We start from the raw sequence: 13,287 nt of genomic DNA on the forward strand, positions 1-13,287 counted from the left end.
TGCTCCTTCACTGTTCGATAAAAGAAGCATACTGTTGAAAATGCATCGGCAGTTGCGCTATAAATTCGTCATACTGGTTCCATTGGGGATACAATATGGAGCATCTCAAAGATATTGCGGTCTATGTCGAAACGGTCGAAGCCGGAGGCTTTTCCGCGGCGGCGAAGAGGCTCAACCTGACACGTTCCGCAGTCGCCAAGACGGTCGCCCGGCTGGAGGAACGGCTCAAGGTACGGCTGTTTCATCGCACCACCCGCAGCCAGAGCATCACCGAAGAAGGGCGCTTCTTCTACGAACGATGCCAGCGGGCCGTCGAGGAAATTCGAGCGGGGGAGGCCGAGCTTGAATCCGGCCGCCGCGAAGTTCGCGGCAAGCTCAGGGTAACGATGCCGGTGATCTTCGGCCGCCAGTGTGTCGCGCCGCTCCTTATCGGCCTGCTCGACAAGCATCCGGCGCTCGAGCTCGATCTGTCGTTCAGCGACCGCGTCGCCGATCTTCGCGCCGATGGCCTCGATCTGGCCGTTCGCAACGGCCGTCTCAAGGACGATAGCGAAACCATGGCCCGGCGGATCGCCTTCCAGCGCCTGACGGTATGTGCGGCGCCGGCCTATCTGGAGAAACATGGCGAGCCGAGCGATCTGGATGAACTCCCGACACATGAGGGCATCGTCTACGGCAAGCGGGATAGCCACGACACCTGGGTGTTTCCATCGCCGGACGATCCGTGGCGGGTCGTCCTGCCACGATCGCGGCTTCGGCTCGACGACCTCGAGTCGATTCGGGACGCCGCCTGTGCCGGGTTCGGCCTTGCCTGGCTGCCCTGTTGGATGATCCGGAACGACGTGGCCGCCGGGCGGCTCCGACAGGTCCTGACGTCGGTGCCTTCGGTGACGTTCGAAACGCATGCGGTCTGGCCGCGGTCGCCGGTCATGTTGCCGAGAGTACGGCTGGCGATCGATACATTGGCAACCGAACTGCCGCGTCTTATGGAATAGTCCGTAATCGGGCGGCCCGTCATATTGACGGGCCGCGTCTCGGCAATGCTATGCCCGCATCAATTTGCGCTCTTCGGGAAAGCCGGGAGTTTCGCGATATCAGCCGCATCGTGCTGGACGATCAGGGTCGCATCGAGCGATTTTGCAATGCCTGTCAGCCTTTCCATCGACGCCAGCGTGTCGGCGCGATCGTGGTTGAAGCTTGGCACGCCGTGATTGGCGAACTGCTCTTCGAAATGCACGACATCGCCGGACAGCAACACCGGCCCCGTCTTCGCCAGTTTTACCAGAAGGCTGGTTTCGCCGGGCGTATGGCCCGGCGTGGCAAGGATCACCACCGATCCGTCACCGAACACATCGCGATCGCCTGAGATCGGATCGACTTTCGATGTCCCATCGAGCCAGGGCTTGATGAAGCCCGGGTCGACGGCGAAGGGCAGGGGATCGGCTTTGAACTGCGCGAGATCCGCAGCCCCGATCATCAGCGTCGCCCCGGGGAAGGTCGATGCCTGGCCGACGTGATCGAAATGATTGTGGCTGATGCCGAGCCGGCTGATCTGCTCCAGCTTGATGCCGATCCTGGCAAGCTGCGTCGGCAGATCTTCCGCCAGCGTTGGCGCGAGGGCTGCGGATTTATCGACTTTGGCTCCGATCAATGCCGCGGGAAGTCCCGCATCCCAGAGCATGTAGTCCTTGTCGTGACGGATGAGATAGCAACTGTCGGTCAGCGTCCGCTTCTCGCCGGAGTAATTGTAGGTGTCGGAAAACAGCGCCAGGTCGCCGACTGCTATCTCTCCGCAGTCCAGGCGCCAGAGTTCTACGTCCGCGGCATTTGCCGCAGCCCCCGACATCATCAGGACTGCGCCGGCGAGAAGGTTTGTTGTCATTACGTTCATTGTGGTCTCCTTGGATGGAGGCCAGCTTGTGCCCGAGTTCGAAACGCAACTTGGGACCGGTATGATCGCGTTTGAGCCCGAAACGCTCTCGGGTGTATTTTCTATCATGCGATCCTCGCCTATGTTCGGGTTATGAACATGCATCACCGGACCAATAATGACCCAGATCTGAGAACCACGCTGCTCGAGCGGCTGCGCCCGATGCTGGCGCCGATGGGGACTGCCGGGTGGTATCAGCATGGAAATCGTTTGTTTTCCTACTGCTCGATCGATCGGGAACGGTTGAAGGCAATTGAGCTACCCAATCCATTGATCGGCATTCTCCTGCGCGGACAGAAGGAAGTGTGGCTCGGCGACACGGTTCATGTCTTTGAGCCTGGCACTGTATTCGTGCTTCCCGGCCGGGTGCGGATGGACGTCGTCAACATTCCCGCCGAGCACACGCCCTACGAGTCGCTGGTGCTCGAAGTGCCATCGCTGCCGCCAGGCATATCGCCGTTGATCGGGCAGCAATCCGGAATTGGGACCCACGGATTCACCATCCCTCTCGACACCGATCTGGTCGATGCGCTCGTTCACGCCGCCACCTCGATCGCCAGCGATGCGGCAGGCGACGTGCTGAAGGCGTTGCGCCTTGCCGAGGTGCTGACGCTGATGCAGCCGCTCGCCGCGGCGCGGCCGCTCTTTGAAACCAGTCTCGCCGAAGAGGTTGCCTGGACGATCCGCGCCGCGCCGTCCGAGGCCTGGACGGTGGAGCGCCTCGCCCGACAGCTTGGCCTGGGGGCTTCGACACTGCGCCGCCGCCTGGCGTCGGAGGATCAGTCGTTCCGCAAGATCCTGCGGGTTGAGAGGCTCAAGGCGGGTCGAAGCGCGATCGCCTCCGGCGCATCGAGCGTGGCTGCGGCTGAAGCTGCCGGCTATCATTCCCGTTCCCACTTCGCGCGCCGCTATCGCGAAAACTACGGCACCTCGCCGAAAGGGCGGCGGATTGGTTAAGAGCTCCGCATGAAGATGTTCCTCAAAGGCCTGCTGTTGTCCGCAGCTATTGCGTTCGGCGGCGCAACCACGGCCGCCGAACAGCCGCAGCCGCCTGCGTGCAAAGCGCAGACCTTTGCGGCGGTCAACTACATCATATGCACGGCGGATCCCGGGAAGGCGCATCTCAGGCTGTTCTGGAAGGATGCCGAAGGCAAGCCCTACCGAACCTTCGCGCACGTGGCCGAAGCGCTTGCCACGGAAGGGAAGTCACTGACATTCGCCATGAATGCCGGGATGTACAAGGATGATTTCTCGCCCTTGGGCCTCTTTGTCGCGGATGGCGAGACAGTGGCGCCAGCCAACACCTTCGAGATCAAGGGGCCGCCCGGCTCAGTCCCGAATTTCTACAAGAAGCCGAAAGGCGTGTTCTTCCTGGAAGACAGGCACGCGGGGATACTCCCCCTGGACATCTATTTGAAGCACCACGGCAAGGCGACGTTTGCGACCCAGTCCGGTCCGATGCTTGTCATCGATGGCAAGACCAACCCTATCTTTATCCCGGGATCAACGGACCGAACCCGACGAAGCGGCGTTGGGATCTGCGAGAGTGGCGTGGTTCGATTTGCGATCAGCGACGGGCCGGTGAACTTCCATGATTTCGCGGAGTTTTTCCGCGAGGAATTGAAATGTTCCAACGCCCTGTTTCTCGACGGCGGCAGGGGCGCGGGAACTTACGTGCCGGCTTTGGATCGCGAAGACTGGTCCGGCCACGGCGGTTACGGCCCGATCGTCGGGCTCGTGGAATAGCCGTTGACCGCCCTGGCCTGCGACATGCTTAGCCAAGCCGTTCCGGTGGTCACCTAGGCGTGGCAGCCGCGCCCTTGTCTATGGGCAATGGACTCTGGGCGCGGCAGGTCGCAATATAAAACACGCGACACTGTAGCAAACCGCCAATGTCCCCCAGAGTTCCCGAACAGCGGCGTTTGGTCAAAAACGAACAAAGTGTTGCGTGCAGGTTTCAGGGCCTTGCGCCGGCTCGCGACGAGACGCACAATCTTAATGCTTCGCGCCCAATCGAGGACAGCCGACGCGCGTGCGGTTGGCTGGGCCGCCCCATCCCCAAATCTCGTGATTGTTCTCTGTCAAAAATTTGTCATGATACGATTCTGCGCTTGCAGCGGGGACAAGAACGGCAGACCCACTCTGCCCGCCGCGAGGGGACGCCATGCCACTCGCGGCAACCTGCCGCTGGATCGATGACCATGACCCTGCGCTGCATCACCACGCGCAATTTATCTCCGAAGAGTCAACGCTGCGAGAGGGCAGGGACAGTAACCGGACGGCCAAAGGGCGGCAGTTCAAACTTGCCGGAATGAGGTGCCTGGCTTGCGCCACGTCCGGTGTTCGCGGGGACGAACCTTGTTTAACGCAATTTGGTGAAATAGGTTTCGACGGCGGAACCGATGGGCGGATGCCGCATTACTGCCTCGTCACCGTTTACATCGCATGAGGACTCCGGCCCGGTCGCGCGAAAGCTCGGCTGGGCTTTTCGTTGCCATAGCGTGCGTGCTCAATTCCCAACATGGGGCAAATGCTGCCGCCGCGAAGATGCGGTGTGCATGACCAGAGGCATTCCGGCCTCAAGACAGGCCGATATGAATGCCTCCCGCGCGGCCTCGGTCGCGACCATGCGTTTTGCCGCCGCACGACATAGATCCAAGGCTCGGCGATGATGCACACCGAACTTTACCGGCCATTCGTTTTCCATGAAATCAATCGTGTCCTCGAGCGAATGAAAAGTGTGCTGAAGACCATTTTGCAGCCTGACGGTGATTGGCTTTTGCCAATAGGTTTCAATGACCTGCATGCTATCCTCCTTCGGTCATCTTCGACTAAAAAAGAATAATCTCAATTTAGGATAACTGCGGACAGATTCAAGATATTGAATGTTGGACACACCAATTCAATTCGCCATTTGCTCAATTCGGATTTCCGTCCTGACTCTTTTCCTGCTCGCGAACGGGATAGGAATACATTGACATGGCTGACTGGATGGATGCGCACTGCGATCGTTCTGTCCTTCGGCCATGGACAAGACGCCTAACAAATCGATTTATAGTTGCGCGGACTTATGTTAGATTTTTTTCGGTTATTCCGCCGGATATGCGAAAGTGGGTCCCGTCGGAGCGCTAATACAGCAGCATCGGGGCTTCACACCAAGCCATAGTGCCATTCATGCATCTACATGTGGACTAAGTCGGGCCTCAGCGCAAAAGAAGTCTGCCTGCCCGCGCAGCACCACTTTGCAGGAGGATGTTGTGTCTGAGCAAATACAGACGTGGGAGACCGATCCCGCCTCAGGTTTGCAGATCAGTGTGGAAAGGCCACGGATTGACGGGCCTCCCTTCGCGTTCTTTTTTCCACTTCCTGCTCCGGATCCCGACCCCGATAGCGCAACGCCTGCTTTCCGATACTGGAATGCGGCGGCGGCCCTCAGGCGCGGCGCCGATTTCTGGGGCCCGGCGATGGGCCCGAACGCGCAATGGTTCACCGGTCCCGTTCTTGAAGTCAGGCTTGATGCTGGGGCCGACTGGAATGCAGTGTATAACAGGCGGAAGCTCTTGTTCCATCGGGGGGTGCTGAACCAGGACACTGTCATATATGCGGCCGAGAGCGCCGACATGCTCTGCCACGAACTCGGGCATGCGATGCTCGATATTGCTCAACCGAACCTCTGGAACACATGCCACAATGAAATCGCTGCCTTTCACGAGTCGTTCGGCGACGTGAGTGCGATATTGTGCGCGCTTCAGATACCATCAGTTCGAAATTCAGTCTTGGCAGTCACCGGCGGGGCGATTTTCCAAGATACGGCGCTTTCGCGAATTGCCAAGCAGTTCGGAACAGCGCTGCACACCCTGCGGCCTGATGAAGCGGATTCCAATTGCCTCCGTAACGCACATAACAGCTTTAGCTATGTTCCACCCGAAACACTTAACTCGACAGGATCAACTGCGGTACTGACATCCAGCCCACACTCTTTCTCGCGGGTGTTCACCCGCGCGATGTTAGAAGCGCTTGAGGGAATGATGGCCGTGCATGCCTCCGCCACGCCTGATCGTTTGCATGATATCACGCTTGAGTTGCGCGACATCATGATCGAGGCAGTGAAGCGGGCACCGTTAGTGCAGCTATACTACGCTTCGGTCGCGGCAAAGATGATGCTTGCGGCGAGAGAGAAGAACGAGGCGTATGAGACGGTCTTCAGAGACATATTCGTGGCACGCTCGATCCTCTCATCGGCATCGGCGGATGCCATTTTGTCCTCGCCGACGCCACAGGAGGACACAGGGTTCGCGGGAGAAATCGCGGAAAACAGTCGAGCGATCATAACCAGTTCGGTCGCGTCTGAACGCCACGGCCTGACTGAGGCGATCGAGGTCGAGATCTCGGCCAATCCACTAGCTACTACTGCAAGAAGTGCGGTGGAAGACGCGTCGCTTTCGCCTTTAAGTCCGGAAGAAGCAGCGACGATGTTCGTGGATCGGTTGTTCGAGCGAGGGCTCGTCGATATTCGCGAGGAGGAAACAGAGAGCCCTCTCTCTGAGGGTCTTGTGACCCATCGTATCGAGCGCATCGGTGGTCGTCTTCACTTGAAGAGAGTCTCATTCCAGTTCAGCCAGTCGATGGCGGCGCGACGCCACTATCAAGAAAAGGGAGGTTCCTAATGCTGCCCAAGTCCGTCAGACTCCTCGCCTGTCGCGCGAAATTGACTGCCTGCGCGGTTGGCCTTGGCATTTTCGCAACAGCCGCCGCTGCGCAACAACCGGATAAAGCGGCTTGCGAAAACGATCCTACCATCACCTGGCCACTGAACGCGAACGACCCACCACCTGCGGACGAGATCGCGATCCGGAAGTTGCTGACGCGATACAATTGGGCTCTCGACGATCACAGCGCATTGCAACTGGAGAACCTCTTTGCCGACAAAATCTTCTATGAGCTGTGCAACGCCGCCGGAGATCAACTGATGACGGCAAGCGATAGCGGGAAACTGAAATCTTATCTCGGCATCTATTTCGACGTATTTGACAAAAGCGGCACTCAGCCCCGGCATATTGAGAGCAACACGCTGCTTAATATGGTCGATGCGAATACCGTTCAGGGCAAATCGACTGTTGTCGTGACGCTGCAACATTCCGACATCGAAACACCTGTGCTCGACTACACGGGCGAGCTAAGGACCGTATTCAAAAAGGACGGAAACATCTGGCAGTTCACAGAAATCACACTCATAACAGACGGTCCCCGCCTCCAAGCGCGAGCGCGATGACGGTTGTTAGAGCCTCCTGCATTGAAATGGAACCGGTTCTGTTGGCTCAAGCGGAGTCGCATGTTTGACCGGCCGGCGCGTGCCGTAGCCAAAGCATACGGCCAAGCCGGCCGGTCAAAGAGGCGGCCCGCTTCAGCCAACCCGAAGGGCCGGGCATCTTTCCGCCAGGCTCAGAGGCGATCGGCTCGGCCGTACATCTGGGTACGACCTTCGCCAATCGCCTCTGCCCTGACGAAAACCTGCTCCGGCAGAACCGGCTCCATTTCAATGCAAGAGGCTCTAGATTTCGATGGGACATATTTACCGGCTAGCGATCATGGCCTTGGTCGTTTCTGCCTCAGGCGGATCGAGCTTGCTTGAACCGACAGTGGCCGAAGAGGCGACGCCATACCCGCTGTCTGCATACGAGCGGATCGACGGACTCGCCTGTGACCAGAACGCGCGATGTGACAGGGCAACCGGCTGCATGGCGCCGGTGCGTCCGCAAGCCGTTGCCGCCGATGTCTTGCCCGATGATGAGGCCCACAGCCGGTATGCGCGCGCGTTGGAGAGCTATCAACTCTGCCGGCAACTGGCGCTAATGTGGAGAGACGGCGGAGGCGATGGTTGGCGTCTGGTCGACCTCGGCGCGTCCGGGTTCAAGGAGTTCACTTTTGCAGACACCGTTCAGCGCTGGAACGGTGCCTATCTTTGGGCGCCGGCATCAGCAAGTGTCGAGACGATCACCAGATTCGGGGACGAGGTCCGCGCCGTCCTTGGTCCCATCCCCGAGGGCAATTGTACGGACGGCAACTCAAGAACTCTAACCTTGCAAGTCGATGGCAATGTCGTCGACCTGAAGCCAAATTTGAGTAAACAGGGGCACCCATTGGAGTTTGAACACCGGGATACAACTGGCAAGGTCGTCAAATGGACGAGCAGTATCTCGCAGTGCGACAAACCTTCATTGGCGGGGAGCGCATTGTATTGCGGCCTCAACTCACGACTGAGCCGTATCGCGAGCGGTAATGTCGAATGGCTTTTCTTCTGCCGCAAGTCGAGCGCTAACGGTGAAGTCACCCCGACGCAATACTGGCAGCGCTCAAATCCCAAATTCGCCCTTCTGGGGGTCATCGGTTTCAATCGGCGTACAGGAGAGACGGCATTCTTCGACGGTCGAAAGGATCGCGACGAATTCGATTGGTCCCATACCTTCGCGCCACCCGGGGGTTTATCCTATTTGGATCGCGAGGGCCGGGAAACAGCGGCGAAGCTCTATGACCCAACCTTTCGCATAGAGTGCTCCGCTTGCCACGACAACAAGACCGCGCTTGTCATCACGCCCAGCATCCAGCAGGCGCGCGTCGGCTTCGGAACCCACCCCGATCCGGCCACGGCTGGATTTAGCCTTGGTAATTTCCTGCCATCAACGTCACGATACAGGTCGACACCCTATCGTATCGTCGGATCGGCCTATACCGCCACACATCGCGTCAGCCTGGAACGTGCCAGAACCGTGCGCGACCCCACGGGCAACTGCACGGAATGTCATACGCTGACGACGCAGGTCACCGGCCAGCGTTTTGCGGCCGATGCAGTCGCGCAACTTCCGACGATCGACCGACCCCGCCGGTCGCAATTCCTCCGCCTCACGGCAGAACAGCACAAGCTGCAGGAGATTGCCGCGAACCGAACAGAGTGGGCAACCCGCAAGGGCCGCGGGAAGATCCACCCGTGGATGGTACCGATCGAAGGCAACAATCCGACGACGCTGGCCACCGGGATCAGCGCCACTGACTGGAGCGTCCTGAGTAATTGCCTGTGGGGTGCCGGTGGGAAGGAATGCGACTACAAACCCTTGTACACCGCCTGCCCGGCGCCGGGCGTGCCGGAACAAGGGGATACGTCCGAACCCGTTGATTTCTCTGCGAGAGTGCTGACCATCGTTTCTGCAGATTTGCAGTCCGATCGAGTACTTCGCCTCAGGTGGAAATATCTCAACAGTTACGGTGAAGTTCCCCAGAGAGACGATGTACGGTTCAATGTCGGCATAATATCGACAGAGATTCCCGCTTCAGGTGCCGCTCCTGCCGCCGATTCCTATCCCGGGATCGAGGACTTGAAAGACGCGTTTTTCGCTCCAATCGCAAAGGATGTGGGAACGTCGCGCGAAGCGATGATCATTCGCAACCTGTCCTACCTTGGACATGCCAGATTTACCGAGCCCACACCGTCCAGGGATTTGCGGGTGTTCCAGCTCACTTTGCCCGCCAAATGCAATCGTCGCTACCTTGTTCGCCTGCTGCCTAAGAGGTTTTGCTTCGATCAAAACATCTTAGCCTATGCGAGCACGGATTACCTGCACTACGCAGATGTGACGTGCCATTGAGCAAGGCTAGAGCGCTTCATTGTTAAATGGAATCAGTTCTGCCGGAGCAGGTTTCCGCCATGACCCGCGGCGATGTCCTCGGCCGTACCTATGGGTACGACGCTCGCCCGCAGCCTTGGTCCTCACGAAAACCTGCTCCGGCAGAACTGCTTCCATTTAACAATGAAACGCTCTAACAGGCGGCGGGCGCTGCCAGGCTTTCGCTGCAGTCATGGCCACAATTTTCTGACTATTTCCTGTTGCTCATTTAGCCTGTAGTAATTTGTCATATATGTTGAGGTATCCAACCTTATTGCGCCGCGAGGAGGAGCAATGAGCGACATCGAGACGTGGTTGATGGAGCTTGGTCTTGCGCATTTGGCGCAGAGCTTCGCTCGCGCCGAGATTGATTTCGATAGCTTGCGACTCCTCACGGACAAAGACCTGCGAGACATGCGCATTCCACTCGGTCCGAGGCTCAAGTTGCTTTCCGCGGTTGCAGGCATGGGGCCTATGCCGCCGGTCGGTAATCCGAGAAAGCCGCCCGAGCGCCGACAACTTACGATTCTATTCTGCGATATGGTGGGATCCACCGAATATGCAGCACGACTTGATCCCGAGGACTTCAGCGATCTTACCCAGAATTATCTCAACCGATGCGGCGGGCTTGCCAGATCTCACGGGGGTTTTGTCGCGAACTATGTGGGCGACTCGCTTCAGGTCCTTTTCGGCTATCCTGCCGCCGAAGAGAACGACGCGGAGCGCGCGGTTGCTCTCGCCCTCGACCTGATAGCCGCCGTTCCGCAGATCAAGGCGCCGGATGGCATTAGGCCGAATGCCCGGATCGGAATTGCTAGCGGGGTCGTCGTCGTCGGTGACGTGAAGGGGGCCCCGGAGGGAGTCTCCACCGTGGCTTTTGGCTCCATACCCAATCTCGCACAGCGGCTGGAGGCGCTCGCGGATCCAAATGCCATTCTCGTCGATCAAAGCACATATGCATCAGCTTGCGGCTCCTTCGAATTTCGGGATTTTGGGCAGGCCAATTTGAAGGGGTTTGCTCAGCCGGTTCATGTTTGGCGCGTGGACAAGCCCTTACCGCGCGGAAACAGATTCACCCGGACGACTTTGACGCCGCTCATCGGTCGAGAGAATGAAATGAAACGACTTCTGACTATCGCCAAGCAGGCAATCGAGAACAATCGCACTCGCTGGCTTCACCTCTGCGGAGAACCAGGAATCGGCAAGTCCAGGCTCCTTTTCGAAATCGCCCAGAAGCTTCAAAACGCAAGGACGATGATCGCGCAATGCTCTCCGGCGCACTCCAACAGCGCGCTCTTTCCTTTTCTGCAACTTCTGAAGAAGGAATGCGCCATCTCGGAGGCCCTGCCGGCGCCTGCAGCAACGAGAAGCCTCGAGTCACTATTGGCGGCCATCGACGTGCCGCTCGCTGGTTCAATGCCGATCCTCACAAGGCTCCTGGCCGTCGACCATGCAGGTTATCCGCCCTCGGAACTCACCACGACCGAGCAACAAGCGACCGTGCACAGGGTCTTTGTCGCTTGGTTACATCACTTGGCAAATCAGGGTCCGCTGCTGCTGGCGATAGAGGATGCCCAGTGGATAGATCCTTCGTCACGCAGCCTCCTCGCAACGCTTCACGAAGAGGTCCAGGATGTCCCTGCACTTGTGCTGATAACGTCACGCGAAGACAAGCTCAAAATCGATAACCTGCGGCCGCCTGTCGATACGATGAGGATCGGGCGCCTCACAAATGAACATGCCGGGGTTCTCGTCGATAGTGTCGCATCAGGCGCTAAGCTTGCGTCGGGAGTCGAACGATCCTTGCTCGAGAAGGCAGAGGGGGTACCACTTTATCTGGAGGAGTTGGCAAAATCCGCACTGGAGTTGACGACGTCCGGCGACGCATCCCAGACCTTGCGAACGCCTTTGATAGAAGTCCCCAGCAACCTGCAATCTGCATTGCTCGCCAGGCTCGACAGGCTTGGCGAGGGAAAGCGCATCGCCCAGGTCGCTGCCGTGATTGGCCGCGAATTCGACGTGAAGGTCCTTGCGCGGGTCGCCGACATCTCCGCCGATGCGCTGAAGACGCAGTTGGAGCGCTTGACGGAAGTCGGCCTGATCGCGCCGCAACCCTTTGCAGACTGGCCGAGATATGCATTCACCCACGTGCTGCTCCAGGAGGCCGCTTGTGGGGCGTTGCTTCGGGACAGGCGACGGCAACTCCACGCGCGCGTCGCCGAAACGATGGAGGAAACAGAGCCGACCACGGAAGCCGAACATCCCGAAGTGTTGGCTCAGCATCTGAACGAAGCCGGGCTGTTCGAACGCGCAGCAGACCGTTGGCTGGCAGCCGGCATCAGGGTTGGGCAGACATGGGCAAAGATTGAAGCGGCGAACATGTTTACCAAGGGTTTGGAATGCCTGGATAGGCTCCCTCCGTCTCTCCACCGCGATAGGAAGGAACTAAGGCTGCAACTTGAGCGTGGCGATGTGCTCTACGCAGCATACGGATATGTGACGCATGAGGGGAGTGCCGCCTACCGGGACGTGATGAGGCTCAGCGAAGCGTTGGGAGACGCCGACGCAGCCATTCGCGCACTGGACGGCCTGTTCGGCACGGCGTTCAATTCGGCTCGCCTTGGCGACGCGGAATGGGCGAGCAAACAACTCCTCGAGATCGGAAAGAAGCAGGAGAATATCAGAGCTCTAGTTCTCGGAACACAATTCCTGGGCATGTGTTCGTTTTCGCGGGGCCGGCTCAAGATGGCCAAGTCCTATCTGACCGAGGCGTTGACTCACCGAACAAATGCTGACGCGGTGCAAAGCGACTTTCCCAGCATGTCCCTGATCTATCTCTCATGGACGCTGCAACTGCTTGGCGACGAGGAGAAAGCCTTGGCGCTCTACCTGACGGCCTTGGCTGAGGCACGCCAGGAGACGGACTATCGCCTTGCGGCGTGTCTTGGCAACGGTTGTATCCTTATGGCCCTGCGTCACGACACGGGAATGTTGGAAGCCATGGTCGGCGAGTTGATACCGCTGGCGAAGCGGAACGGATTCCAACTCTGGCTCAACATGGCCTTGTTCTTCCAAGGCTGGATGCTGGTCATGAACCGTCAGGACGCGACGGGTCTGCTACAGATGCGTCATATCTGCGACAACATGGGTGAACAAGAGATCGACAAGACCTGTTACTTCGGCATTCTCGCAGAAAGCTATATCAGGTTGGGTCGTATTTCTGAGGCATCTCAAACAGTAGATAGGGCCATTACATTGGCCGCCAAGACGGGAGAAAACTACTTTATTGCCGAGCTTTGGAGGTTGAGCGGCGAATTAGCGGCCTCCGCCGCGGTATCGGAGGCGCGGGCCGCCTTGGAAAAATCTCTGGCCATTGCGCACAAGCAGGGGGCGAAGACCTGGCAATCCCGAGCGAAACAAACGCTCGCAACCTTGCCCCCCTCGAGCATACCCGCCGCCTCGCGCCAGAATAATCCCCCTGATTAGTGCAGGACGCCCCCTACCGGCCAGCCACAACCGTCCTTTCCTCATAGGAATGATCCTTGGCCGCTGTGACCGCGGGCTTGCAGTCGAGCTGCGAGCGGCATCATTTCCGCGATGTACATGAACCTGGCGACCAAATACTTGGCCGCGGCGGCTCTTATCGGCGCGGGGCTGAACCAACTTTCACCCGTCAGAGCCCTTGCCTTGACCACCGCC

At 58.6% G+C, this 13,287-nt stretch carries 9 protein-coding genes; 7 read left to right on the forward strand and 2 right to left on the reverse strand.

What is annotated here, in order from left to right; translation table 11 throughout:
* Window positions 1–95: 95 nt before the first annotated feature.
* Window positions 96–995, forward strand: coding sequence for a LysR family transcriptional regulator (locus ACSQ26_RS01495; RefSeq protein WP_436005596.1), 900 nt, complete (start codon window positions 96–98; stop codon window positions 993–995).
* A gap of 59 nt (window positions 996–1,054) precedes the next feature.
* Here the strand turns inward: ACSQ26_RS01495 and ACSQ26_RS01500 are convergent, their stop codons facing one another.
* Window positions 1,055–1,891: an N-acyl homoserine lactonase family protein gene (locus tag ACSQ26_RS01500; RefSeq protein WP_436005598.1), complete on the reverse strand. Its 837-nt coding sequence runs from the start codon at window positions 1,889–1,891 to the stop codon at window positions 1,055–1,057.
* Between the two features lie 132 nt (window positions 1,892–2,023).
* Between ACSQ26_RS01500 and ACSQ26_RS01505 the strand changes: the two genes are divergently transcribed.
* The gene (locus ACSQ26_RS01505; protein WP_436005600.1) at window positions 2,024–2,887 is read left to right on the forward strand and encodes a helix-turn-helix domain-containing protein; all 864 of its coding nucleotides are present in this window, start codon (window positions 2,024–2,026) and stop codon (window positions 2,885–2,887) included.
* 9 nt (window positions 2,888–2,896) lie between these two features.
* A complete protein-coding gene (locus ACSQ26_RS01510; RefSeq protein ID WP_436005602.1) occupies window positions 2,897–3,676 on the forward strand; it encodes a phosphodiester glycosidase family protein in 780 nt (259 codons plus the stop codon).
* A 763-nt stretch (window positions 3,677–4,439) separates the two neighbouring features.
* On the opposite strand, the gene ACSQ26_RS01515 is transcribed toward ACSQ26_RS01510, so the two are convergent.
* A complete protein-coding gene (locus ACSQ26_RS01515; protein ID WP_436005604.1) occupies window positions 4,440–4,736 on the reverse strand; it encodes a DUF982 domain-containing protein in 297 nt (98 codons plus the stop codon).
* 451 nt (window positions 4,737–5,187) lie between these two features.
* Here ACSQ26_RS01515 and ACSQ26_RS01520 point away from each other — a divergent pair, with 451 nt between their 5' ends.
* The 4 genes from ACSQ26_RS01520 (at window position 5,188) to ACSQ26_RS01535 (ending at window position 13,074) form a co-directional block, all read left to right on the forward strand.
* Window positions 5,188–6,597 carry a hypothetical protein gene (locus ACSQ26_RS01520; protein WP_436005606.1) on the forward strand — a complete coding sequence of 470 codons (1,410 nt, stop codon included), beginning with the start codon at window positions 5,188–5,190 and terminating at the stop codon, window positions 6,595–6,597.
* Window positions 6,597–7,202 (forward strand): nuclear transport factor 2 family protein, encoded by a 606-nt coding sequence (locus ACSQ26_RS01525; RefSeq protein WP_436005608.1) that lies wholly within the window; start codon window positions 6,597–6,599, stop codon window positions 7,200–7,202. Before ACSQ26_RS01520 ends, ACSQ26_RS01525 begins: the two co-directional genes overlap by 1 nt.
* Window positions 7,203–7,518: 316 nt before the next feature.
* A complete protein-coding gene (locus ACSQ26_RS01530; protein WP_436005610.1) occupies window positions 7,519–9,570 on the forward strand; it encodes a hypothetical protein in 2,052 nt (683 codons plus the stop codon).
* Window positions 9,571–9,882: 312 nt separating this feature from the next.
* Window positions 9,883–13,074: an ATP-binding protein gene (locus ACSQ26_RS01535; protein WP_436005612.1), complete on the forward strand. Its 3,192-nt coding sequence runs from the start codon at window positions 9,883–9,885 to the stop codon at window positions 13,072–13,074.
* Window positions 13,075–13,287 lie beyond the last annotated feature (213 nt).

It is taken from the genome of Rhizobium sp. LjRoot254 (genome assembly GCF_964254105.1).
In the GTDB taxonomy this organism is placed as follows: domain Bacteria; phylum Pseudomonadota; class Alphaproteobacteria; order Rhizobiales; family Rhizobiaceae; genus Rhizobium_E.

Coding starts and splice junctions, on each gene's coding strand:
- ACSQ26_RS01505 (WP_436005600.1), top strand. CDS start 2,024: ATGAACATGCATCACCGGACCAATAATGACCCAGATCTGAGAACCACG.
- ACSQ26_RS01495 (WP_436005596.1), top strand. CDS start 96: ATGGAGCATCTCAAAGATATTGCGGTCTATGTCGAAACGGTCGAAGCC.
- ACSQ26_RS01525 (WP_436005608.1), top strand. CDS start 6,597: ATGCTGCCCAAGTCCGTCAGACTCCTCGCCTGTCGCGCGAAATTGACT.
- ACSQ26_RS01500 (WP_436005598.1), bottom strand. CDS start 1,891: ATGAACGTAATGACAACAAACCTTCTCGCCGGCGCAGTCCTGATGATG.
- ACSQ26_RS01510 (WP_436005602.1), top strand. CDS start 2,897: ATGAAGATGTTCCTCAAAGGCCTGCTGTTGTCCGCAGCTATTGCGTTC.
- ACSQ26_RS01530 (WP_436005610.1), top strand. CDS start 7,519: ATGGCCTTGGTCGTTTCTGCCTCAGGCGGATCGAGCTTGCTTGAACCG.
- ACSQ26_RS01515 (WP_436005604.1), bottom strand. CDS start 4,736: ATGCAGGTCATTGAAACCTATTGGCAAAAGCCAATCACCGTCAGGCTG.
- ACSQ26_RS01535 (WP_436005612.1), top strand. CDS start 9,883: ATGAGCGACATCGAGACGTGGTTGATGGAGCTTGGTCTTGCGCATTTG.